21 protein-coding genes and 1 pseudogene are annotated in these 22,711 nt (G+C 69.0%); 14 read left to right on the top strand and 8 right to left on the bottom strand.

Translation table 11 applies throughout. The features are described 5' to 3' along the window. The 4 genes from Q2100_RS18305 to pdxT all read left to right on the top strand — a co-directional run. Window positions 1-672: NUDIX hydrolase (locus tag Q2100_RS18305; RefSeq protein ID WP_302915205.1), on the top strand; the 672-nt coding region annotated here is incomplete at its 5' end. Window positions 673-737: 65 nt separating this feature from the next. After that, window positions 738-1,655 carry a pyridoxal 5'-phosphate synthase lyase subunit PdxS gene (gene pdxS / locus Q2100_RS18300; protein ID WP_302915204.1) on the top strand — a complete coding sequence of 306 codons (918 nt, stop codon included), beginning with the start codon at window positions 738-740 and terminating at the stop codon, window positions 1,653-1,655. Between the two features lie 9 nt (window positions 1,656-1,664). Then, the gene (gene tesB, locus Q2100_RS18295; RefSeq protein WP_264014248.1) at window positions 1,665-2,513 is read left to right on the top strand and encodes an acyl-CoA thioesterase II; all 849 of its coding nucleotides are present in this window, start codon (window positions 1,665-1,667) and stop codon (window positions 2,511-2,513) included. Beyond that, window positions 2,510-3,091, top strand: coding sequence for a pyridoxal 5'-phosphate synthase glutaminase subunit PdxT (gene pdxT / locus Q2100_RS18290; protein WP_269896101.1), 582 nt, complete (start codon window positions 2,510-2,512; stop codon window positions 3,089-3,091). The genes tesB and pdxT overlap by 4 nt, the downstream gene beginning before the upstream one ends. Before the next feature lie 56 nt (window positions 3,092-3,147). On the opposite strand, the gene Q2100_RS18285 is transcribed toward pdxT, so the two are convergent. Continuing rightward, the gene (locus tag Q2100_RS18285; RefSeq protein ID WP_302915206.1) at window positions 3,148-4,749 is read right to left on the bottom strand and encodes a purine-cytosine permease family protein; all 1,602 of its coding nucleotides are present in this window, start codon (window positions 4,747-4,749) and stop codon (window positions 3,148-3,150) included. Between the two features lie 152 nt (window positions 4,750-4,901). Continuing rightward, a complete protein-coding gene (locus Q2100_RS18280) occupies window positions 4,902-6,113 on the bottom strand; it encodes an acyl-CoA dehydrogenase family protein (RefSeq protein ID WP_302915203.1) in 1,212 nt (403 codons plus the stop codon). 73 nt (window positions 6,114-6,186) lie between these two features. On the opposite strand from Q2100_RS18280, the gene Q2100_RS18275 reads away from it, so the two are divergent. Further along, a complete protein-coding gene (locus Q2100_RS18275; RefSeq protein ID WP_264014245.1) occupies window positions 6,187-6,621 on the top strand; it encodes a hypothetical protein in 435 nt (144 codons plus the stop codon). 112 nt (window positions 6,622-6,733) lie between these two features. Then, window positions 6,734-7,486 (top strand): YebC/PmpR family DNA-binding transcriptional regulator, encoded by a 753-nt coding sequence (locus Q2100_RS18270; protein ID WP_264014244.1) that lies wholly within the window; start codon window positions 6,734-6,736, stop codon window positions 7,484-7,486. A 10-nt stretch (window positions 7,487-7,496) separates the two neighbouring features. Here the strand turns inward: Q2100_RS18270 and Q2100_RS18265 are convergent, their stop codons facing one another. Together Q2100_RS18265 and Q2100_RS18260 are read right to left on the bottom strand one after the other, a co-directional pair. Next, window positions 7,497-7,898: a YybH family protein gene (locus Q2100_RS18265; protein ID WP_264014243.1), complete on the bottom strand. Its 402-nt coding sequence runs from the start codon at window positions 7,896-7,898 to the stop codon at window positions 7,497-7,499. Between the two features lie 53 nt (window positions 7,899-7,951). Next, window positions 7,952-9,184 carry a mechanosensitive ion channel family protein gene (locus Q2100_RS18260; RefSeq protein WP_302915202.1) on the bottom strand — a complete coding sequence of 411 codons (1,233 nt, stop codon included), beginning with the start codon at window positions 9,182-9,184 and terminating at the stop codon, window positions 7,952-7,954. Window positions 9,185-9,320: 136 nt separating this feature from the next. Here Q2100_RS18260 and Q2100_RS18255 point away from each other — a divergent pair, with 136 nt between their 5' ends. The 4 genes from Q2100_RS18255 (at window position 9,321) to ruvB (ending at window position 12,005) form a co-directional block, all read left to right on the top strand. Then, window positions 9,321-9,644, top strand: coding sequence for a hypothetical protein (locus Q2100_RS18255; protein ID WP_264014241.1), 324 nt, complete (start codon window positions 9,321-9,323; stop codon window positions 9,642-9,644). Window positions 9,645-9,733: 89 nt separating this feature from the next. Then, window positions 9,734-10,333, top strand: coding sequence for a crossover junction endodeoxyribonuclease RuvC (gene ruvC, locus Q2100_RS18250; RefSeq protein WP_264014240.1), 600 nt, complete (start codon window positions 9,734-9,736; stop codon window positions 10,331-10,333). Next, window positions 10,330-10,920 carry a Holliday junction branch migration protein RuvA gene (ruvA, locus tag Q2100_RS18245; RefSeq protein WP_302915201.1) on the top strand — a complete coding sequence of 197 codons (591 nt, stop codon included), beginning with the start codon at window positions 10,330-10,332 and terminating at the stop codon, window positions 10,918-10,920. Before ruvC ends, ruvA begins: the two co-directional genes overlap by 4 nt. A gap of 2 nt (window positions 10,921-10,922) precedes the next feature. Further along, entirely contained in the window at window positions 10,923-12,005 is a 1,083-nt protein-coding gene (gene ruvB, locus Q2100_RS18240; protein ID WP_302915200.1) for a Holliday junction branch migration DNA helicase RuvB, read from the top strand. Between the two features lie 83 nt (window positions 12,006-12,088). Here the strand turns inward: ruvB and Q2100_RS18235 are convergent, their stop codons facing one another. Further along, window positions 12,089-13,177 (bottom strand): GGDEF domain-containing protein, encoded by a 1,089-nt coding sequence (locus Q2100_RS18235; RefSeq protein ID WP_302915199.1) that lies wholly within the window; start codon window positions 13,175-13,177, stop codon window positions 12,089-12,091. Window positions 13,178-13,305: 128 nt separating this feature from the next. After that, the gene (gene car, locus Q2100_RS18230; protein ID WP_302915198.1) at window positions 13,306-16,851 is read right to left on the bottom strand and encodes a carboxylic acid reductase; all 3,546 of its coding nucleotides are present in this window, start codon (window positions 16,849-16,851) and stop codon (window positions 13,306-13,308) included. A 299-nt stretch (window positions 16,852-17,150) separates the two neighbouring features. On the opposite strand from car, the gene Q2100_RS18225 reads away from it, so the two are divergent. Together Q2100_RS18225 and Q2100_RS18220 are read left to right on the top strand one after the other, a co-directional pair. After that, entirely contained in the window at window positions 17,151-17,948 is a 798-nt protein-coding gene (locus Q2100_RS18225) for a hypothetical protein (RefSeq protein WP_302915197.1), read from the top strand. 198 nt (window positions 17,949-18,146) lie between these two features. Further along, window positions 18,147-18,518 carry a cytochrome P450 family protein gene (locus Q2100_RS18220; protein WP_302915196.1) on the top strand — a complete coding sequence of 124 codons (372 nt, stop codon included), beginning with the start codon at window positions 18,147-18,149 and terminating at the stop codon, window positions 18,516-18,518. 9 nt (window positions 18,519-18,527) lie between these two features. On the opposite strand, the gene Q2100_RS18215 is transcribed toward Q2100_RS18220, so the two are convergent. Together Q2100_RS18215 and gabT are read right to left on the bottom strand one after the other, a co-directional pair. Beyond that, complete coding sequence (locus Q2100_RS18215; RefSeq protein ID WP_302915195.1) at window positions 18,528-19,961, bottom strand: gamma-aminobutyraldehyde dehydrogenase; 1,434 nt, start codon at window positions 19,959-19,961, stop codon at window positions 18,528-18,530. A gap of 11 nt (window positions 19,962-19,972) precedes the next feature. Further along, complete coding sequence (gabT, locus tag Q2100_RS18210) at window positions 19,973-21,313, bottom strand: 4-aminobutyrate--2-oxoglutarate transaminase (protein WP_302915194.1); 1,341 nt, start codon at window positions 21,311-21,313, stop codon at window positions 19,973-19,975. Between the two features lie 442 nt (window positions 21,314-21,755). Between gabT and yajC the strand changes: the two genes are divergently transcribed. Together yajC and Q2100_RS18200 are read left to right on the top strand one after the other, a co-directional pair. Next, the gene (yajC, locus tag Q2100_RS18205; protein WP_302915193.1) at window positions 21,756-22,142 is read left to right on the top strand and encodes a preprotein translocase subunit YajC; all 387 of its coding nucleotides are present in this window, start codon (window positions 21,756-21,758) and stop codon (window positions 22,140-22,142) included. A 78-nt stretch (window positions 22,143-22,220) separates the two neighbouring features. Continuing rightward, window positions 22,221-22,711: pseudogene (locus tag Q2100_RS18200) on the top strand (protein translocase subunit SecD); the annotation flags it as partial.

Raw genomic sequence — 22,711 nt, 5'->3', positions numbered from 1 at the left:
GCCCGGGTGCTGCTGGCGCGGCGGTTCCACAACGACGCGGTGCGCGACACGCTGGCACTGCGGGAGCGGGCCGCGGTGCGCCTGCTGCGGCTCGGCGGCACGGCTGCGCTGCCGACGTACTTCGAGATCGCCGAACGCGCGGAGGCGTCGGACGACGATCCTGGGCCGGTCAGCCGCCGCACGTCGGCGCGCGTGGTGCTGCTCGACGAGTCGGGCGCGGTGTTGCTGTTCTGCGGCTCCGATCCTGCTTCGGTCGACACCGACCCGCCCCGGTGGTGGTTCACCATCGGTGGCGCGGTGCAGCCGGGTGAGGAACTTCCCGACGCCGCGGCGCGGGAGGTGTTCGAGGAGACGGGACTGCGCATCGACCGGTCGCAGCTGATCGGGCCGGTGTGGCACCGGGAGGCGACCATCGACTTCAACGGTTCGGTGGTGCGCAGCATCGAGTTGTTCTTCGTGCACCGCACCCGGCGGTTCGAGGTGTCGGCGGCAGGCCGGACGGAGCTCGAGCGCCGCTACATTCACGGCCACCGCTGGTGCGATGCGACAATGATCGGAGAACTGGTCGCCGCCGGCGAGGCGGTGTATCCGCGGCAGCTCGGCGAGCTGCTGGTGGAGGCGAACGAACTGGCGGACGGGTCCGGCCACCGCGAGTTGCAATCGATCCGTTGAACTGCGGATCTAATCGATTTGGCAGCTCGTTTAGACTGGATCAGTAGCGCTTGGAGGAGATGACGATGGAAACCGCACCGAACGGGTCGACCAACGGATCCGCCCAGACGGGTACCGCCCGCGTCAAACGCGGCATGGCCGAGATGCTCAAGGGCGGCGTGATCATGGATGTGGTCACCCCCGAGCAGGCGCGTATCGCCGAGGCGGCCGGCGCGGTCGCGGTGATGGCGCTCGAGCGGGTGCCCGCCGACATCCGGGCCCAGGGCGGCGTCTCGCGGATGAGCGACCCCGACATGATCGAGGGCATCATCGACGCCGTCACGATTCCGGTGATGGCCAAGGCCCGGATCGGCCATTTCGTCGAGGCGCAGATCCTGCAGAGCCTGGGCGTCGACTACGTCGACGAGTCCGAGGTGCTCACCCCGGCCGACTACACCAACCACATCGACAAGTGGAAGTTCACCGTGCCGTTCGTCTGCGGCGCCACCAATCTCGGCGAGGCGTTGCGGCGGCTGACCGAGGGCGCGGCGATGATCCGCTCCAAGGGTGAGGCCGGCACCGGTGACGTCTCCAACGCCACCACCCACATGCGCAAGATCGGCGGCGAGATCCGCCGGCTGACGTCGCTGTCGGAGGACGAGCTGTTCGTGGCCGCCAAGGAACTGCAGGCGCCCTACGAGCTGGTCGCCGAGGTGGCGCGGGCGGGCAAGCTGCCGGTCACGCTGTTCACCGCGGGCGGCATCGCCACCCCGGCCGACGCGGCGATGATGATGCAGCTCGGCGCCGAGGGTGTGTTCGTCGGATCGGGCATCTTCAAGTCGGGCAACCCGGCGGAGCGCGCGGCCGCGATCGTCAAGGCCACCACGTTCTACGACGACCCCGACGTGCTGGCGAAGGTGTCGCGCGGGTTGGGCGAGGCCATGGTCGGCATCAACGTCGAGGACATCGCGCAGCCGCACCGGCTGGCCGAACGCGGCTGGTAGAGCGCACAAGTGGCGATCGAGGAGATCCTCGACCTCGAGCAGATCGAGGTCAACATCTACCGCGGCGGCGTGTTCAGTCCCGAGTCGGGATTCCTGCAGCGCACATTCGGCGGACATGTCGCCGGCCAGTCGCTGGTCTCCGCCGTGCGGACCGTCGACCCCAGGTTTCAGGTGCACTCGCTGCACGGGTACTTCCTGCGCGGCGGTGACGCCCGCGCGCCCTCGGTGTACTCGGTCGAGCGCCTCCGCGACGGCGGGTCGTTCTGCACCCGGCGGGTGACCGCGATCCAGCACGGCGAGACGATCTTCTCGATGTCGGCGTCGTTCCAGACCGACCAGAGCGGCATCGAACACCAGGACGCCATGCCCGCCGCGCCGCCGCCCGACGACATCCCGGATTTCAAGTCGGCCAGCAAGGTCTTCGACGACGCAGGCTTCCGGCAGTTCGACGAGTGGGACGTGCGCATCGTGCCGCGCGATCAGGTGCCGCTGCTGCCGGGTAAGGCATCGCAGCAACAGGTCTGGTTCCGGCACCGCGACCCGCTGCCCGACGATCCGGTGCTGCACATCTGCGCGCTGGCCTACCTGAGCGATCTCACGCTGCTGGGGTCGGCGCAGGTGAACCATCCCGACGAGCGCAAGCACCTGATGATCGCCTCGCTGGACCATGCGATGTGGTTCATGCGGCCGTTCCGCGCCGACGAGTGGCTGCTCTACGACCAGTCGTCGCCGTCGGCGTGCGGTGGTCGCGCGCTGACGCAGGGCAAGTTGTTCAACCGCTACGGCGAGATGGTCGCGGCGGTGATGCAGGAGGGGTTGACCCGCTTCAAGCGCGACTATTCGCCGGCGGGGGAGTGAGCGCCCGCATCGGGGTGCTCGCACTGCAGGGCGACACCCGCGAGCATCTGGCGGCGTTGCACGAAGCCGGCGCCGAGGCGGTGACGGTGCGGCGGCGCGGCGAACTCGAGGCGGTCGACGCGCTGGTGATCCCCGGCGGGGAGTCCACCACGATGAGTCTGCTGCTGCGCGAACTCGACCTGCTCGATCCGCTGCGCGCCCGCCTCGCCGACGGCATGCCGGCCTACGGCTCGTGTGCGGGGATGATCCTGCTGGCCACCGAGATCCTCGACGCGGGTGCGGCGGGCAGGCAGGCCGACCCGCTGAAGGCGATCGACATCACGGTGCGGCGCAACGCTTTCGGGCGTCAGGTGGACTCGTTCGAAGGCGACATCGACTTCACCGGCCTCGACGGGTCGGTGCACGCGGTGTTCATCCGGGCGCCGTGGGTGGAACGGGTCGGACCCGACGTCGAGATCCTCGCCACGGCGGCCGGACATCCGGTGGCGGTGCGGCAGGGTCCGGTGCTGGCGACGGCGTTCCATCCGGAGATCACCGGCGACCGCCGCGTGCACAAGCTCTTCGTCGATTCCCTCTAAGACGCGATTTCGGCGCGCTTTCGTTCGCTGACCGATCGAAAGCGCGCCGAAATCACTCAAGAAGCCGGCAGGACGTGGTCGGCGACCTTGTCGGTGGACAGGCACAGCGAGCAGACGAAGGCGTCGTGCGTCGCGCACTTCATCATGTCCGGCCGCTCGTAATCATGATGGCAGACATGGCATTTGAGGTGCTCGCCGGACGGATTGCCCAGCTCGTCGTACATCGGCAGGTCGATGCCGTCGTCGGTGCGCCGCAGGTAGTACTTGCCCTTGGTCGCGACGGCGAGGATCGGCGGCAGCACCAGTCCGAGCACCATGGCCACCAGCGGTGAGTACGGCCGGATCGCCTCGCCGAGCACCCCGAAGAACGTCAGCAGTGACACCCCGGCCGCGACGAACAGCGAGACGAAGCCGACCGGGTTGACGGCGTACAGCATGCCGCGGCGGAACTCGGGCTGCAGCGGCGAGAGCTTCAGCAGGTACTTGTTGAACACGATGTCCGACGCCACCACCACGACCCAGGCGATGCCGCAGTTGGCGTAGAACCCGAGGATCGAGTTCAGGAACGCGAACATGTTGGCTTCCATCAGGATCAGCGCGATCACCAGGTTGAACGCCAGGAACACCAGCCGGCCCGGGTAGTGCTTGGTGACGCGGGTGAACGAGTTCGTCCACGCCAGCGAACCAGAGTAGGCGTTGGTCACGTTGATCTTCACCTGGCTGATCACCACCAGGATCACCGCGAGGGTCATGGCGAGCCACGGCGGCAGGAAGTTCCGGTAGATCTCCAGGAACTGGTGCACCGGCTCGTTGGCGTTCGCCACGGCGCCGTCGAAGACGTTGGCGATCAGGTACACCGCCAGGAACAGGCCGACGACCTGCTTGATGGCGCCGAAGATCACCCAGCCGGGTCCGGCGAGGAACATCCAGGTCCACCAGCTGCGGCTGTTCTCCGGTGTACGGGGAGGCATGAATCGCAGGTAGTCGATCTGCTCGGCGATCTGAACGATCAGGGACAGACACACCCCTGCGGCCAGCAGGGTCATCCCGAGGTCGAAGCCGCCGGTGCCGCTCTCCCCCTGGTAGGCGAAGAAGTCGCCGACCGACTCGGGATGGCTGACCACCAGGTAGACGAACGGCGCGACCATCAGCACCAGCCACAGCGGGGTGGTCCAGACCTGAAGTGTCGAGAGCACTTTCATGCCGTAGATCACCAGCGGGAAGATGATGACGGTGGACAGCGCATAACCGGCCCACAGCGGGATGCCGAGACCGAGTTCGAGACCCTGGGCCATGATCGAGCCCTCGAGCGCGAAGAAGATGAAGGTGAACGTCGCGAAGATGACGTTGGTGACCACCGAGCCGTAGTAGCCGAATCCGCTGCCGCGGGTGATCAGGTCGAGGTCGATGTTGTAGCGCGCCGCGTAGTACGCCACCGGGAATCCGGTCACCATCACGACGACCGCGAAGATCAGGATCCCCCAGAGCGCGTTGGTGGTTCCGTAGGCGATGCCGATGTTGGCGCCGATCGCGAAGTCCGCGAGATAGGCGATGCCGCCGAGGGCCGAGATGCCCACCACCCGGGTGGACCACTTGCGGTAGCTGCGCGGCGCGAAGCGCAGCGTGTAGTCCTCCAGCGTCTCCTTGGTGGCGGTCATGGTGTCGAGGTCGGCCTCGACAGCCTCGTTGCGCCGCACCTCGTCGCTGAGCTCTTGGGTCATTCGGCAAAATTAGGGCGACTTTGTTTCCGGTCTGTGACAACGGTGTTCCGTCTTCAGCAAACCGTGCCGCCGGCGGCGCCGGCCCGGGGTCAGCGGATCGGCAGACCGGTGACGGCCCGCCCGATCACCAGCCGCTGGATCTCGCTGGTGCCCTCGAAGATCGTGAAGATCTTGGCGTCGCGGTGCATGCGCTCCACCGGGTAGTCGCGGGTGTAGCCGTTGCCGCCGAGGATCTGGATCGCCTCGTCGGTGACGTAGACCGCGGTCTCGCTGGCGACCAGCTTGGCCATCGACCCCTCGGCGTTGTCGAACGTCTTGCCGTTGCGTGCCATCCACCCGGCCCGGTAGACCAGCAGGCGCGCCGCGTCGATACGGGCCTTCATGTCGGCGAGCTTGAACGCGATCGCCTGGAACTCACCGATCTTGCGGCCGAACTGTTCCCGCTGCTTGGCGTAGTCGAGTGCGTACTCGTAGGACGCCTGTGCCACCCCGACGGCCATCGCGCCGACGGTGGGCCGGGTGCGTTCGAAGGTGGCCATCGCCGCCTGGCTCTTGGAGCTCTTGCCTTCGCGGACGCGGGCGATGCGCTCGTCGAACTTCTCCTTGCCGCCGACGATGAGGCTTCCCGGGATGCGGACGTCGTCCAGCACCACCTCGGCGGTGTGCGACGCCCGGATGCCGTGCTTGAGGAACTTCTGGCCCTGCGTGAAACCCGTTGTGCCGGGCGGGATGATGAACGTCGCCTGGCCGCGGGTGCCCAGATCCGGGTGCACCGACGCGACGACGATGTGGACGTTGGCGATGCCGCCGTTGGTGGCCCACGTCTTGGTCCCGTTGAGGACCCACTCGTCGGTGGCCTCGTCGTAGCGGGCCTTGGTCAGGATGGCGCCGACGTCGGATCCGGCGCCGGGCTCCGACGAGCAGAACGACGCGACCTTCGGGTCGTCGACGGTGCCGAACATCTGCGGCAGCCACTCGCCGAGCTGCTCGGGGGTGCCGTTGGCCGCCAGCGACGCGGCGGCCAGACCGGTGCCCAGGATCGACAATGCGATGCCGGCATCGCCCCAGAACATCTCCTCGAACGCGACCAGCATGCCGAGCCCCGACGGCTCGCCTGCCTGCTCGGCGAAGAACTCCATCGAGTAGATGCCGACCTTGGCCGCCTCCTGGATGATCGGCCACGGCGTCTCCTCGCGTTCGTCCCACTCGGCGGCGGCGGGGCGGATGACGTCGGCGGCGAACTCGTGGACCCAGTCCCGGATGTGGACGAGGTCGGGGGACAGTTCGAGGGAGAACGACATGACGGGGATCTTACTCCGGAGTAAGTTCACCGGAGAAGTGCTGTGGCGGATGTAACAGAGGTGAGGTGGGCCGATGACGATGGTCGAGGTGGAGCCCCAGCCGAGGATCGACACCGTGGTGCGGTTGGCCGGCGGCGGGGAGGCGCGGCGCACCGAGTACACCGGGACGGCCTGGTTCGACGGCAAGCCGTACGTCTCGGGCCCGGTGATGCAACGCTCGCGCAGCGCGCCGCGAGGACTGCGCAACGCCACCTTCGAGGCCGGCTTCTTCCTGCCCGACAGCCTGGCCTACGATCGCGCGGCGCTCGGCGAGGCGATACTGACCCTGTCGGTGACACTGCAGGCGGCCGGCGACACCGGGGCGGTGATCGACACCGCGGCGACCTTCGCCGACGACCCGTCCGGGGTGCCGACGTGGATCCATCTGTGGCTGCGGGCGCACATCGGCTGGCCGGCGGGGGTCGGCTACCGCGTCACCGCGCTGACCCCGCTGGAGGCGGTGCGCTGATCCTCCGCGGTCCTCGTCGCGCGTTGCCCGCTCACCGCCGGCATCGCGGCACGTAGAATCGTCGGGTTGCCACCGATCGAGCAGAGCACCGACCAGAGCGAGGTAGTCCCCGATGAGCGGCCATTCCAAGTGGGCCACCACGAAGCACAAGAAGGCGATCATCGATGCCCGCCGCGGCAAGAACTTCGCCAAGCTGATCAAGAACGTGGAGGTGGCCGCCCGCGTCGGCGGTGGCGACCCGGCCGGTAACCCGACGCTCTACGACGCCATCCAGAAGGCGAAGAAGAACTCGGTGCCCAACGACAACATCGAGCGCGCCCGCAAGCGCGGCGCCGGTGAAGAGGCCGGCGGCGCCGACTGGCAGACCATCACCTACGAGGGCTACGGGCCCAACGGGGTGGCGGTGCTGGTCGAGTGCCTCACCGACAACCGCAACCGCGCCGCCGGCGAGGTGCGCGTCGCGATGACCCGCAACGGCGGCAACATGGCCGACCCCGGTTCGGTGTCCTACCTGTTCTCCCGCAAGGGCGTCATCACGCTCGAGAAGAACGGCCTCGCCGAGGACGACGTGCTCGCGGCGGTGCTCGACGCGGGCGCCGAGGACGTCACCGACCTGGGCGACAGCTTCGAGATCCTCTCCGAGCCGACCGATCTGGTCGCGGTGCGCTCCGCCCTGCAGGAGGCCGGTATCGACTACGACTCCGCGGAGGCCGGATTCCAGCCGTCGGTGACGGTGCCGCTGGACGCCGAGGGCGCACGCAAGATCATGAAGCTCGTCGACGCGCTCGAGGACAGCGACGACGTGCAGGACGTCTACACCAACGCCGACATCCCCGACGAGATACTCGCCCAGATCGAGGAGTAGTCCCGGGCGGCTAGAACGTCAGCTGCACCTGGTAGTCGCGGTGGGTGAACACCCACTCGCCGGCGTCGCGGCGCAGTTCGTCGGTGTACTCGCCGACCAGTCGCATCGCGTTGCCGTCGCGGAACTGCATGATCTCGAGGTTGTTCGACCGCGCGCGGGCCCGGTCGCCGTCGATCTCGATGGCCGCGACCTGGATGAAGAACGCCATCTTCTCGACCGCGCCGAACACCTCGCCCCAGTGGGTGCGGAGTTCGTCGACTCCCTGGCACTCACCGCCTGCGCCGGTGCGCCGCCCGTCCTCGGCCCAGCACGCCAGATAAGCCTCGAGGTCCTGCCGGACGACGGCGTCGCTGTAGAGCTCGAGCCGCTCGCGAATGGACTGCCGGTCTTGGGCCGGGCCGGTGAACGCCATGAGCGCATCGTAGATCTGGGGTTCACCCGGATGTCGGCGGAACGCCCGGTACGTCAGGCGCGTCCGTTGGTGGTGGCGAACTCGTCCTCGTAGTCGACGGTGTCGTCGAACGCCCGGCCCCGTCTCTCCGCCTCGGGGCTGCCCGAGAACAGGCTGGACGCCACGCGGTGGGTCTCGGTGGCGGTGTCGCGGCGGGCAGGCCGGTCGGGCTCTGCCGGGGCGGGTTTGATCCGGTGGGCCGGGACGACGGCGTGCGGCGTGCGCTGCACCCAGTCGACCATGCCCTCGCGCACCGCGCACCGCAGGTCGAACAGCGCTCCCGCGTTGGGGGCGCTCACCATCATCCGCACCCGGACCACCCCGCCGACGGCGTCGGTCACCTGCAGCACGCCGCGGCGGCCGTCCCACTGGTCATTGGCGGCGAGTAAGCGGTCGAGTTCGGCGCGCATGTCCGCGAACGGGACGGAGAAGTCGACGTCGAACTCGACGGTGCCCATGATCTCGGTGGCGTTGCGCGTCCAGTTCTCGAACGGGGTGGTGGTGAAGTAGGTGCACGGCAGCACCAGCCGGCGTTCGTCCCACAGCCGCACCACGACATAGGTCAGCGTGATCTCCTCGATCCGGCCCCACCACCGGCCCTCTTCGAGCTCGACGACGTCGCCGACCCGGATCGCGCCCGAGAACGCGATCTGCATCCCGGCGAACACGGCGCCCAGCGAGGTCTGCGCGGCCAGGCCGGCGACCACCGACAGCACACCGGCCGAGGCGAACAGGGTGGTGCCGATGTCGGAGAACGATGGGAACGTCATCAGGATCGCCGCCAGGCCGAGCACGACGACCACGGCGATCGCGAGCCTGCGCAGCACCGTCACCTGGGTGCGGATCCGCCGCCAGACCCGGTCTGCGTCGGTCACCTCGCCCTCCGCGCCGCCGCCGTAGCGCGCGATCATCCGCCGCTCGGCCACCATCACCAGGCTGGTCAGCAGCCAGGTGAAAGTGGCGATGTTCACGATCAGCATCGTGTGGTCGACCCAGCCGCGCCACGGGTCGGCGTCGTCGGAGGTGCGCTGCACCGCGACCGACGCCGCGAAGACGATCAGCGTCGCCCGCAGCGGCCGGCGGGTGAGTGTCGCGACGTCGCACAGCACTTCGCTGCGCCGGCCGACGCGCCGTAACCCCCAGGTGAGGATGATTCCCACCAGGTACGCGGCGACCACGGCGCCGCACGCCCAGGCCAGGGTGACGGCGAGATTGGTGGCGGACTCGAGTTCGTTCTCGTCGGGCATGGGGGTGAAATCAGCTCCACGGATCGAGGTCAGGTCTCCCGCGACGGTAGCGGCGGTCGCGCGTGACGTCACATCGCGCGGCGGGCGGCTGCGTGGATATCACCCGGAATTCGCTCACTGGCAGCACAATTGCCGCGTGGCGGTAGTCGTGACGGATCCCAACGGTGTCCAGTGGAACCTCAAGCGCAAGTGGTGGCCGTTCGGCGACATGGGGGACTGGGCCGACATCGACTTCTTCGGCTGGTTCGCGCTGCTGATCGCCGCGCCGTTCCTGCTGGTGTGGCCGTTCTGGCTGGCGACGAAATTCCTCGGCCTGCAGCGGTGGCGGATCGTCATCGAGCGGGCCCACGCCGAGGTCGGCGACGAACTGGTGCGCGGCTGGTCCGCCTCGGGGCGCCGGCTCAACGACCTGGCGCTGGAGATCGGCCAGGGCAGCCGGTCCGGGCACTTCACGCTCTGATCGGGGGGCCGCGACACCAGCGTGTCGCCGCCCGGCCCGGCAGCTGCGGCGCGCTAGGGTGTCGAACAGCTGTTCGGGAAGGGGCTGGCGTGCGCGTGATGGGAGTCGACCCGGGGTTGACCCGCTGCGGGCTCTCCGTGGTCGAGGGCGGCACCGGCCGCCAGGTCATCGCGCTCGACGTCGACGTCGTCCGCACCCCCTCCGACGCACCGCTGGCCGAGCGGCTGCTGACCATCAGCAACACCGTGGACCATTGGATGGACACCCACGTGCCCGACGTCGTCGCGATCGAGCGGGTGTTCGCCAACCAGAACGCCAACACGGCGATGGGCACCGCGCAGGCGGGCGGCGTCATCGCCCTCGCCGCGGCGCGGCGCAGCATCGACGTGCACTTCCACACGCCCAGCGAGGTCAAGGCCGCCGTCACCGGCAACGGCCGCGCGGACAAGGCGCAGGTCACCGCGATGGTCACCAGAATCCTTGCGCTGCAGACCAAGCCGACTCCCGCCGACGCGGCCGACGCACTGGCGCTGGCGATCTGTCACTGCTGGCGCGCGCCGATGATCGCGCGGATGGCCGCCGCCGAGGCCCAGGCCGCCGAACAACAGCGCAGATACCGGGCCACCCTCAAGGCCAAGGCCAAGGCGAAGAAGGGTTCGTCCCCGGCGCCGTCGCGGAGCGCGACGTGATCGCGTCGGTGCGCGGCGAGGTGATCGACATCGCACTCGACCACGCCGTCGTCGAGGCCGCGGGTGTCGGCTACAAGGTGATGGCCACCCCGTCGACACTCGCCGCGCTGCGCCGCGGCGCCGAGACCCGCCTCATCACGGCGATGATCGTGCGCGAGGACTCCATGACCCTGTACGGCTTCGGCGACTCCGAGGCCCGCGACCTGTTCCTCACCCTGCTGGGTGTTTCCGGCGTCGGACCGAAGATCGCGCTCGCCACGCTCGCCGTGCACGATGCACAGGCGCTCCGGCAGGCTCTGGCCGACGGTGACGTCACCGCGCTGACCCGGGTGCCCGGCATCGGCAAGCGGGGCGCCGAGCGCCTGGTGCTCGAACTGCGCGACAAGATCGGACCGGTCGGCCCGTCCGCGGGTGGGTCGGCGATCGGCGGCCACGCGGTACGCGCGCCGGTCGTCGAGGCCCTCATCGGTCTCGGGTTCGCCGCCAAGCAGGCCGAGGAGGCCACCGACAAGGTGCTCGCCGACGATCCTGGCGCGAGCACGGCCGCCGCGCTGCGCGCCGCGCTGTCGATGCTGGGTAAGAAGTAGCGATGGGCCGATTCGCGAACAGCCCGGAGGACTCCGAGCCCGCCGAGGTGCCCGACGAGCGCGACGTCTCGGCGGCGCTGACCGTCGGCGAGGGTGATGTCGACGCCAGCCTGCGGCCGCGCTCGCTGCGCGAATTCATCGGCCAGCCCCGGGTTCGCGAACAGCTGCAGCTCGTCCTCGAGGGCGCCAAGAATCGCGGCGGCACACCGGATCACATCCTGCTGTCCGGTCCGCCCGGGCTTGGCAAGACGTCGCTGGCGATGATCATCGCCGCGGAGCTGGGCTCGTCGCTGCGGCTGACGTCGGGTCCGGCGCTGGAGCGCGCCGGGGATCTCGCCGCGATGCTGTCCAACCTCGTCGAGGGTGACGTGCTGTTCATCGACGAGATCCACCGCATCGCCCGGCCGGCCGAGGAGATGCTGTACCTGGCGATGGAGGACTTCCGCGTCGACGTGGTCGTCGGCAAGGGTCCCGGTGCCACGTCGATTCCGCTCGAGGTGGCGCCGTTCACCCTCGTCGGCGCCACCACCCGGTCGGGGGCGCTGACCGGTCCGTTGCGCGACCGGTTCGGGTTCACCGCGCACATGGACTTCTACGAGCCTGCCGAACTCGAACGCGTGCTGGCCCGTTCGGCGGGCATCCTCGGCATCGTGCTGGGCGGCGAGGCGGGCGCCGAGATCGCGCGGCGCTCGCGCGGAACGCCGCGGATCGCCAACCGGTTGCTGCGCCGGGTCCGCGACTACGCCGAGGTGCGGGCCGACGGCGTCATCACGCGCGACATCGCGAAGGCCGCGCTCGCGGTCTACGACGTCGACGAACTGGGCCTCGACCGGCTGGACCGGGCCGTGCTGTCGGCGCTGACCCGCAGCTTCGGCGGCGGACCGGTCGGCGTCTCCACGCTGGCGGTCGCGGTGGGGGAGGAGGCCACCACCGTCGAGGAGGTGTGTGAGCCGTTCCTGGTGCGCGCCGGCATGGTTGCCCGAACACCGCGGGGCAGGGTGGCCACCGCGCAGGCCTGGACTCACCTCGGCATGCAACCGCCCAGCCGGGCCACCGCGCTTGGACAGCCCGACCTGTTCGAGTAGGACGATCGCCAGATGGGCAGCGGCACAATGTATCTCGCTGCCCACGCCACGGTGGTCCCGATGAAGGGCATCGGCGCCTGATCTCAGGTGCGGAAGACGGCCGCTCCGCTGTGCCGGATCCGGTTGCCGCCGGCCCGTTTCGCCTCGTACATGGCCGCGTCGGCGGAGTCGACGAGATGGCCGACCATCCGCCTGGTGGTGTCGCCGTCGATGCTGAGCAGCGTCACGCTGGCGACACCGAGGCTCGCGGTGACGCCCCACGGGTTGGCGGCGACCGCCCGGCGCAGTCGCTCGGCGGTCACCTGGGCCTCACTCGCGGGCGTCGTCTCCGCGACGAGGAACTCCTCGCCGCCGACGCGGGCGACCACCGAACCGGCGGGACTGGCCCGGCGCAGGCTCTCCCCGACGGCGATCAGGATCCGGTCGCCGATCGCGTGGCCCTGGGTGTCGTTGACCTTCTTGAAGCCGTCCAGGTCGACCATCACGACGGTGAAGCACGGCGGCGGATCGCCGGTCGAGGCGGCGATGAGTTCCCGCGCGCCGCGGTGGAAGCCGCGCCGGTTCCGCAGTCCGGTCAAGGGGTCGGTGTTCGCATTCAGTGCGTCGGCGCTGAGCAGGTGGACGAGCACCTGACCAGAGAACGGCACGGCCAGCACGCCGACGGTGACCACCAGCAGCTTGGCGGCCGCCATCGCGACGTCACCGGCCGCGGCGATCTCCCAGGCGGCGAACAGTGCGGTGCCCGCGGCCGTGCACAGCGTCAGCGTCAGGTACCGCACGGAGTGGAAGAACGCGACGTATCCGGCCAGTGCGGCGAACGCCATGGAACCCAGCAGCGCCGTCTCGGGGTTGACCTCCATCAGACACGACGCGGCGATGCACCCGTTCGACATGACCGCGAAGGTTGCGGACTGCTGGTGCGTGGGCCACCGGGTGAACCACATCGCCGCCATCGCGGCACAGCACACGGCGACGAGCACCGCCACTGCGCGGCCGATCGGAGAGTGCGGGCCCGACGGGCTCCACAGCATCAGCAGCGGCGCAGCGCCGAGCGCCGCCACGATGGTGCCCATCATGAACCGGGTGAACCGCAGCAATTGACGCGCACCGAGATATTCGGAGAGCCAGTGGAAGTTGTCGGGTTGCCCCCACCACTGGCGAATCCGGCCCACTACTCGCGCCCCCGTACGGTTCGCCGCGCAACTGCTCGCGTGTCGGCGTTGGTACGGGATGTTACCTATTCAACGACCGGTTTGCTGGACATCGCCAATGTGGCAGCGTCCGGCATCTGCCGATTTCGTCACAACAGGCCCAGCAGCTCCAGATCGGTGACGTACTTGACGATCACCGGTGCGGTGACATGCGGAATGTCCTTGTCCGCGCCGATTTTGGCCTCCTGCACCGCGGTGCGGAACCGTTCGGTCGGCGCGAGGGATCCACGCATCGGCTTCTCCGGCTGTTGATAGTTGTGCAGCAGCGGCAGGAGTGAATACTGACGCTGTTGCTGGGGCAGGCCGCGCATGGCCGTCTCGAACCGGTCGAGCCAGGTGCGGTAGTCGTCGATGCGGCTGATCGGATAACCGGCGTCGACCAGCCAGTCGACGAACTCGTCGAGCCCGAGGCCGTCGTCGTAGGGATTCATCACGTGGTAGGTCTCGAAGCCGGATCCGCGCTCCGCCACCGCCTGTGCGCCAAGGGTGTCGATGGCCTCGGCGATGAACTCGACCGGCAGGCCGTCGTAATGGGCACGGCTGCGCCGGCCGTCGGCGTCCAGTTCGTAGAACGACGCGGGCGCGATGCCGGTGGCCACCAGGCTCAGGATGGTGCGGGTGAACATGTCGGGCAGGTTGAGCTGCCCGGCGTAGGTGGTGTCGGCCAGGATCATGTCGCAGCGGAACACCGCGACCGGCAGGCCGCACAGGTCGTGGGCCTCGCGCAGCAGCACCTCGCCGGCCCACTTGCTGTTGCCGTAACCGTTGGCGTAGCTGTCGTCGATCCGGCGCACCGGGCTGATGGCGCGGATGTCGCCTTCTTCGGTGAAGCGACCCGGTTCGATGCCCGCGCCCACGCCGATCGTGGAGACATACGTGAACGGCTTGAGCCTGGCGGTGAGTGCGAGTCGGATCAGTTCGGCGGTGCCCACCACGTTCGGGCCGAACAGCTGGCTGTACGGCAGCACGTGATTGACCAGTGCGGCGGGATCGACGATCAGGTCGACGGATTCGGCGAGTCGACGCCAAACCTCTTCGGAAAGGCCGAGATTCGCCTCGCCCTTGTCACCGGCGATCACCTCGAGATGGTCGGCCGCCAGGTGGCGGTAGTGCCGCAGCAGCTCAGGGTCACCGCTGTCGAACGTCTGATCCAGGCGCTGCCGGGCGGCGGCGTCGTCCTTCGCGCGCACCAGGCAGATCACCGTGCCGCCGACCAGTGACATCCGCTCCAGCCAGTCGAGCGCCAGGTAGCGGCCGAGGAATCCGGTCGCGCCCGTGAGCAGGACGGTGCGGACCTCGCCCCGCGGCGCGGGCAGTGCCGCGGCGTCGGCGAGTGTGCGGGTGTCGATGAACTTGTCGAGGGTGAGATCGCGGGCACGAGCCTCGGTCACCGGCTCGGACGCGGAGAGACCGTGCACGGCGGCGAAGTTGGGCCGTCTGGTGCCCGACGTGCGCTCCGCCTCGATGTAGCCGGCCAGGGCCTGCAGATCGTTGGCCGGGCTGACGATGACGCCGACGGGCACGTCGATGCCGTAGATCTCGTTGAGCAGGTTGGCGAAGGTGAGCGCGGACAGCGAGTCGCCGCCGAGATCGGTGAAGTGCGAATCGGGCCGCACATCGGCGGCCGCCGCACCGAGCAGAGCGCCCGCCGCCCGGCCGATGGTCTCCAGAGCCGGCCGCCCGGCACCGTCGCGGCGCAGCGTGCGCAGTTCGTCGGCCTGCCCTTCGGCGAGGTCGATGTAGAGCTGCTCGAGCCGTTCGCCGTAGTGCTGCTTGAGCTTCGGCCGGGCCAGCTTGCGGATGCCGGTGAGCAGGCCGTTCTCCAGGGTGAACGGCTGCGTCTCGACGAGGAAGTCCCGGGGGATCTCGTAGGACTGCAGCCCGGCTGCCTTGGCGGCGTCCTGAAGGGCGGTGGTGAGCAGGGCCTTGAGCTCGGCCGGGTCGTGCTCGGCGAGCGCATCCTCGGTCGGCACGACGACGGCGAGCAGGTAGGACCGGGAGCTGTTGCCGTAGATGTAGATCTGGCGAACCGGTGCGCTGGTCGCGAACACCGACTCCACCTTGGCGATCGTCACGAACTCGCCCTGGGAGAGTTTGAGCACGTTGTTGCGGCGGTCGACGTACTGCAGCCGGTCGGGTGCGAGTTCGGCGACGATGTCCCCGGTGCGGTAGTAGCCGTCGTCGTCGAACATCTCGGCGGACAGCTCGGGCCGGCGGTAGTAGCCGGGGAACAGCTGCTCGGACTTGACCAGGAGTTCGCCGCGCGGGTGCGGCCGGTCGGTGTGGAAGTACCCGAGATCGGGGACGTCGACGAGCTTGTAGTCGATGACCGGTGGCCGGCGGACCACGCCGTCGACGAACACGGCGCCGGCTTCGGTGGAGCCGTAGCCGTCGACGAGGTGCATGTCGAGCAGCTGTTCCACCCAGGACTTCATCTCCGGGGACAGCGGCGCGGATCCCGTCATGGCCCCGATGAAGCGCCCGCCCAACAGGTTTCGCCGCATCTCGGCCATCACCTGGTCCTCGGCGGCGGACCGGTCGGCGCCGTCGGCGGTGCGCCGGTCGACCTCGCTGGTGAACTCCTGGAAGATCATGTCCCAGATCCGCGGGACGAAGCTGAGCTGTGTCGGCCGGCTCAGCGCGAGATCCTCCAGGAGGGTGGACAGGTCGCTCCGTGCGGCGAAGTAGACGGTGCCGCCGGCGGCGAGCGTGCCGACGAGGATGCCGCGGCCCATCACGTGGCTCATCGGCATGAAGCTCAGCGTGATCGAAGGGACCACCGGGTTCTGCTCGTGAAAGCCGTTGTTGTTGGCCGCCTTCCACATGTCGGCGACCTTGCGCTCGGGATACATCGCGCCCTTGGGGGCGCCGGTGCTGCCCGAGGTGTAGATGAGCAGGCTCAGCGGGTCGGCGTCGGCCGCGGGCGCCGTCGTCGCGGAGGGCGTTCCGGCGCCTCGCCCGAGCTCGCGGGTGAGCGTCTCGACGGGCACGTCGTGACCGCCGTCGGCCAGCCTGCGCCGGGCGGCTTCGAAGGCCTGGTGCTGTGCGGTCACCTCGGGCCGGTAGTCGAAGACCACCAGGCGGGTGGGCTGGTGTCCGGTGAGGATCAGCTCGACGGCGTCGTCGAGCATGTCGATGCCCGCGGCGATCAGAGTGGGTTCGGTCTCGGCGACGATCGGCTGCAGCGCCTCGACGGGGGCGCTGGTCTGCAGCGGCACCGACACCGCGCCGAGCAGCATGGTGGCGGTGTCGACGACGGTGTAGTCGACGCTGGTGAAGCCGAGGATGGCCACGCGATCGCCGGGATGAACGGGGTTGCCCTCCCAGGCCGCGGCCAGGTTCTGAACGCGCGCCCACAGCTCGCCGTAGGTGACGGTGTCGAACGACGGCAGCAGCTCGGCGGAGGTGGCGCCGGTCGACGGGTCCTCGACGAGACGCACTGTGCGCTGGGCCAGTGCGGGCCGGTCGGCGTAGCCGGTCATGACCGTCTCGATGACCTCGGGCAGCCGGAGCCCGGGCGCAACGGCTGCGGCGCTGACGTCCGCGAGCGGGACGGCGGCGGCGAATTGCGGGTCGGTGGCGGTCAATTCGGCGATGCGGCGGGTGAGCCGCTCGTCGGGGGTCTCATTGGACATGCGCGATCTCCAGTGCAATCGGTGCAGTTTGTGACGCGACGCTGCGCCTGATCAGAACTACGTTAGTAAAGCTAAGGTTATTCCTAGATCGGCTGTACGTAGGCTGTCAATGTATTGTGATCTCGCTCTCCCGTCGGCGGGCGCGCCGTCGAATTCGGCGCCACGGTCGCGGTGGTGCGCCGCGCACGGCCCTGCCGTCGATCTCGAGGGATCGCGGGAAAAACACAGGTGACGGGGTCGCTCGGGGGTGTTACGGCCGGGTGCCGGATGGGTACTCCGGCGGCAACAAAGGAGGCACCATGAAGGACTACGACAGCTCGGACACCCCGGCGGCGCGCGCACGAGGCGGGCGGATGCGGATTCCGCGCAGCCGCGGGGCCGCGAGTGGATTCCTGTTGATCTTGCTGGGTCTCTGGGGAGCGCTCGTCCCCTTCATCGGGCCCTACTTCGACTTCGCCTTCACCCCTGATCAGGTCTGGGCGTGGACGACGGCCCGCGGGTGGCTCGAGGTGCTGCCCGGCGTGGTGACCGTCGTGGGCGGCTTCCTGATGCTGACGTCGCGCAACCGCGCGACGGCGATGCTCGGCGGTTGGCTGACCGTGGCGGCCGGGGCATGGTTCGTCATCGGCCGGGCACTGGCCGGTCCGCTCGGCCTCGGCAACGCCGGCGCGCCGGTGGCCACCAACGACACCAAGCGGGTCTGGCTGGAACTGACCTACTTCTACGGCCTCGGCGCCCTCATCGTGTTCCTCGGGGCGATCGCGATCGGCCGGCTGTCGGTTCGCAGTGCGCGTGACATCGCCTATGCGCAGCGGCCGGTGGAGACCACCACCACCGGTTCGCAGCCCGTGATCGAGCAGCCGGTACGACAGGACCCCGGCCTCGGGCAGCAGACCGTCGGGCAGCCGACCGGGTACGGACAGCAGCCCGTCGGCCAGCAGGCCGGCTACGGGCCGGCCGCTGATCAGCCCGTCGGTCAGTCGACCGGGTATGGGCCGGTCGCGGATCAGCAGCAAGTGCAGGCCGCCCCGCGGCGGCGCGGTCTGCTCAGCCGGCTGCGCAACCGGGGCAGCGGCAACACGCTCGCGCGCCACTGAGCCGCATGGCAGGCACGGCCGTCGAGCACATGCTCGGCGGCCGTTCTGTGATCCGCCCACATCCACATGCCGCTTATGAGCCGGAACATTGTGTTCCGCAGCACCTTTGATGGTGCTTAGCCACACGAAGTGGTTACCTGGGAGTTCGGGCGGTCGACGACGCCTCGCCGTACCGTCCCGTGAAACAGGAGGCTTTCGATGACCACGCCACTTCGCCTGCACGGCCTCTCCGAGCAGGTGCACCGCGCGCTGGCCGACCGCCTGAACCCGGCCGCGGCGCCACAGGGCCATGACGAGATCGCCGAGATCGCACTCGGCCGGTGGGCCTGCGTGCTGTACAGCGCGCTCGGACTGCCGAGCCGCGACTGGGTGCAGGTCGCCTGCTGGGCCGACGAGGCCGACGAATTCGCCATCGAGGCGCTCGGCTCCTACATCGACGTGATGGTCGCGGCGCGCTGCGCGTCGCCGTCCGACGATCTGCTGTCCGACCTGATCGCCGCCGAGGTCGACGGTGACGGGTTCACCGCGGACGAACTGCGCGCCATCGTCATCGCGCTCGTCACCACCTAGCCGCGTCGATCAGCCGGTGTAGACCATCACGTGCTTGATGCGCGTGTAGTCCTCCAGGCCGTACATCGAGAGGTCCTTGCCGTGGCCTGAGGACTTGAATCCGCCGTGCGGCATCTCGGCGACCAGCGGGATGTGGGTGTTGATCCACACGCAGCCGAAGTCGAGCGCATTCGACATGCGGATCGCGCGGGAGACGTCCTTGGTCCACACCGACGACGCCAGTCCGTACTCGACGCCGTTGGCCCAACCCAGCGCCTCGTCCTCGTCGGAGAAGCTCTGCACCGTGATGACCGGGCCAAAGATCTCGTTCTGGATCATCCGGTCGTCCTGCAGGAGTCCGCCCACCACCGTCGGTTCCACATAGAAACCCTTGTCGCCCTGCCGGTTTCCGCCTGCGGCGATCTTCGCGTGTCCGGGCACGTCCTCGAAGAAGCCGAGCACGCGCTCCATCTGGTTGACGTTGTTCACCGGCGGCACCCACGCGTCCTCGTCGTCGGCGGCCTTGCCGAACGTCGTCGTCGCCGCCTTCGCCTGCTCGGCGAGCGCGTCGGTCAGGTCACCGGCGATCGAGGCGGGTGCGAGCACGCGGGTGGCCGCGGTGCAGTCCTGACCGGCGTTGAAGTAGCCGGCGGTGGCGATGCCCTCGGCCGCGGCCGCGATGTCGGCGTCGTCGAACACGATCACCGGCGCCTTGCCGCCCAGTTCGAGGTGGGTGCGCTTGAGGTTGCCGCCCGCGCTGACGGCCACGGCCCGGCCCGCCGCCACCGATCCGGTGATCGAGACCATCTCGGGGGTCGGGTGCGAGACGAGGTTGGCGCCGGTGACGCGGTCGCCGGCGACGACGTTGAGCACACCCGGGGGCAGGTGTTTGGCCGCCAGTTCGGCCAGCATCACGGTGGTGACCGGCGTGGTGTCGCTCGGCTTGATGACGACGGTGTTGCCCGCCGCGATCGCCGGGCAGAACTTCCAGATCGCCATCATCATCGGGTAATTCCAGGGCGCCACCTGGCCGATCACGCCGATCGGCTCCCGGCGGATCCACGACGTGTGGTCGGCCATGTACTCACCGGCCGACCGGCCCTCCAGGACGCGCGCAGCGCCGGCGAAGAATCGGATCTGATCGACCATCGGCGGGATCTCCTCGGCCGCCGTCACATGGTCGGGCTTGCCGGTGTTGCGGCCCTCGGCCCTGATCAGGTCGGCGGCCGCCTTCTCCACCTCGTCGGCAAGCCCGAGCAATGCCTTCTGGCGGTCGGCCGGAGTGGACTTCTTCCAGGTCTTGAAGGCCGTCGACGCCGCGGCGTAGGCATTGTCGATGTCCTGCTCGTTGGACACCGGGGCGGAGCCGTACTCCTCCCCGGTGGACGGATCGACGAGCGGCATGGTGGCGCCGGACACCGAGTCGACGAGTTCGCCGTTGATGAAGTTCTTCACCGTGGTCATGGAGGGCTCCTTTACAGGTCGGCGAGGATGAGGGCCAGCACGTCGAGGCCCTCGACGAGCAGGTCGTCGGAGATGGCGAGCGGCGGCAGGAACCGCAGCACGTTGCCGTAGGTGCCGCAGGTCAGCACGATGACCCCGGCGGCGTGGGCGCCGGCGGCGAGCTTCTTGGCCAGGTCGGCGTCCGGTTCTGTGGTGCCGGGTTTGACGAGCTCGACGGCGATCATCGCGCCGCGGCCGCGCACGTCACCGATGCGCTCGTCCTCGGCCTGCAGCCGGTGCAGCCGGTCCTTCATCAGCGTCTCGATCTCGCGGGCGCGCGCCACGAGCCCGTCGGACTCGATGGTCTCGATGGTGGCCAGGGCGGCGGCGCAGGCCAGCGGGTTGCCGCCGTAGGTGCCGCCCAGCCCGGACACGTGCGGGGCGTCCATGATCTCGGCTCGGCCGGTGACCGCCGACAGCGGCAGGCCGTCGGCGATGCCCTTGGCGGTGACGATCAGATCGGGCGCGATGCCTTCGTGCTCGCAGGCGAACATCGCCCCGGTGCGCGCGAATCCGGTCTGCACCTCGTCGGCGATGAACACGACGCCGTTGCGGCGGCACCAGTCGAGCAGGGCGGGCAGGAAACCCTCGGCGGGCACGATGAAGCCGCCCTCGCCCTGGATCGGTTCGATGATCACCGCGGCCAGGTTCGGCGCGCCGACCTGCTTGTCGATGACGTCGATGGCGCGCCGGGCGGCCAGCTCGCCGTCGGTCGCCAATTCCTTGCCGAACTCCGCGTCGCGGAACGGATAGGACAGCGGCGCGCGGTAGACCTCCGGGGCGAACGGGCCGAAGCCGTGCTTGTAGGGCATCACCTTGGCGGTCAGCGCCATCGTGAGGTTGGTGCGGCCGTGGTAGGCGTGGTCGAACGACACCACTGCCGACCTGCCGGTGTAGGTCCTGGCGATCTTCACGGCGTTCTCGACGGCCTCGGAGCCGGAGTTGAACAGCGCCGAACGCTTCTCGTCGTCGCCGGGGGTGAGCCGGTTGAGCGCCTCGGCGACCGCGACGTAGCTCTCGTACGGCGTGACCATGAAGCAGGTGTGGGTGAATTCGGCCACCTGCGTGCGCACCGCGTCCACCACGCGTGGCGACGCATTCCCGATGGTGGTGACGGCGATCCCCGAGCCCAGGTCGATGAACCGGTTGCCGTCGACGTCCTCGAGGATGCCGCCGCCGGCGCGCGCCGCGTACACCGGCATGGTGGTGCCCACGCCGCGCGACACGGCGGCGGCCTTGCGGTCGATGAGGGCCTGCGACTTCGGTCCGGGAACGGCGGTGACGAGGTGGCGGCTCTGCTCGAGAAGGGTCACGGCACGACTCCTGCGATCACGGGGCGTCTTCGAGGGGCACAGCGAGGGGGTTCGGCTTTGGCACCGAGCCTAGTCGGCGACGGGCTCCACGCGACTGGAAACGGCGCCCGCCGCCCCAACCCGCTCGGGAATTCGTACCAGAATACGCCAGATGATGCGGTATCAGTGGTCAAGCGCGGCATTGTGCGACGGGATCGTCGGTCGCCTCGGCGCGGCGCCGGACTGCGCAGCGCCCGCCCGGTGTTGTGCCTCGATGACCACCTCGACAGGCACCATCTCCGGACTGCCAATAGAGTCGAGGCCGCCGCCGTGCTGGATTGAACGCACGGGGCAGTCGGCTGCCAGCTGCCGCAATGGCACACTGGACAACTACGAGGCATCGCGACCTGACTGAATCGGGGCGCCGTCGCCGCACAAGCCGACACGAAAGACTGTTGCCGTTATGGACCTGGTCGTATTCCTGCCCCTGCTCATCATCCTGGGCGCATTCATGTTCTTCGCATCGCGCCGCCAGAAGAAGGCCATGCAGGCCACCATCGACCTGCACGAGTCGCTGCAGATCGGCGACCGGATCCACACCACCTCCGGTCTGCAGGGCACCATCACCGGCATCACCGACGACAACATCGACCTCGAGATCGCCCCTGGAGTCGTCACCACCTGGATGAAGCTGGCAGTGCGCGACCGCATCACCTCCGACGCCGATGACTACGACGACATCGACGACATCGACGAGTCCAACGAGGTCACGTCGTCGGCCACCGAGGTGACCGAGAGCACCTCAGTCGTCGACTCCACCGCGGATTCGGACCGCCTGAAGAAAGACTGACAGCAGAGCACTCAGCCCGGGCACGTACTCTTTGCCGTGCTGAGCAACTGATCTCGATCTCGAGGAGACCCAACCAACGTGGCATCGTCTTCGGCGCCGGTGCATCCTGCCCGCTACCTGACGCTCTTTCTGGTGCTGCTCGTCGGCGTCTACCTCCTGGTGTTCCTCACCGGGAACAAGAAGCCCGACCCGAAGCTCGGGATCGACCTGCAGGGCGGCACCAGGGTCACCCTGACCGCGCGCACCCCGGACGGCACGCCGCCCACCCGTGACGCCCTGGCCCAGGCCCAGCAGATCATCAGTGCCCGCGTCGACGGTCTCGGCGTCTCGGGTTCCGAGGTCGTCGTCGATGGCGAGAACCTGGTGATCACGGTGCCGGGCAACGACGGCAACGAGGCCCGCAATCTGGGGCAGACGGCGCGGCTCTACATCCGGCCAGTAATTCAGGGTATTCAGGCTCAGGCGCTCGGTCAGGGGAACGCCGAGGGACAGCCGCCGGCCGAGGGCCCGCCGGGACTGCCCGGCGGACCCGAAGGGGCACCCGGCCTGTCCGGTGGACCCGGCGGCCT

The sequence above is a fragment of the Mycolicibacterium arseniciresistens genome (assembly GCF_030519285.1).
Lineage (GTDB): Bacteria > Actinomycetota > Actinomycetes > Mycobacteriales > Mycobacteriaceae > Mycobacterium > Mycobacterium arseniciresistens.
The sequence above is the reverse complement of the archived record's forward strand: the minus strand, read 5'-3'. Positions and strand labels throughout refer to the sequence as shown.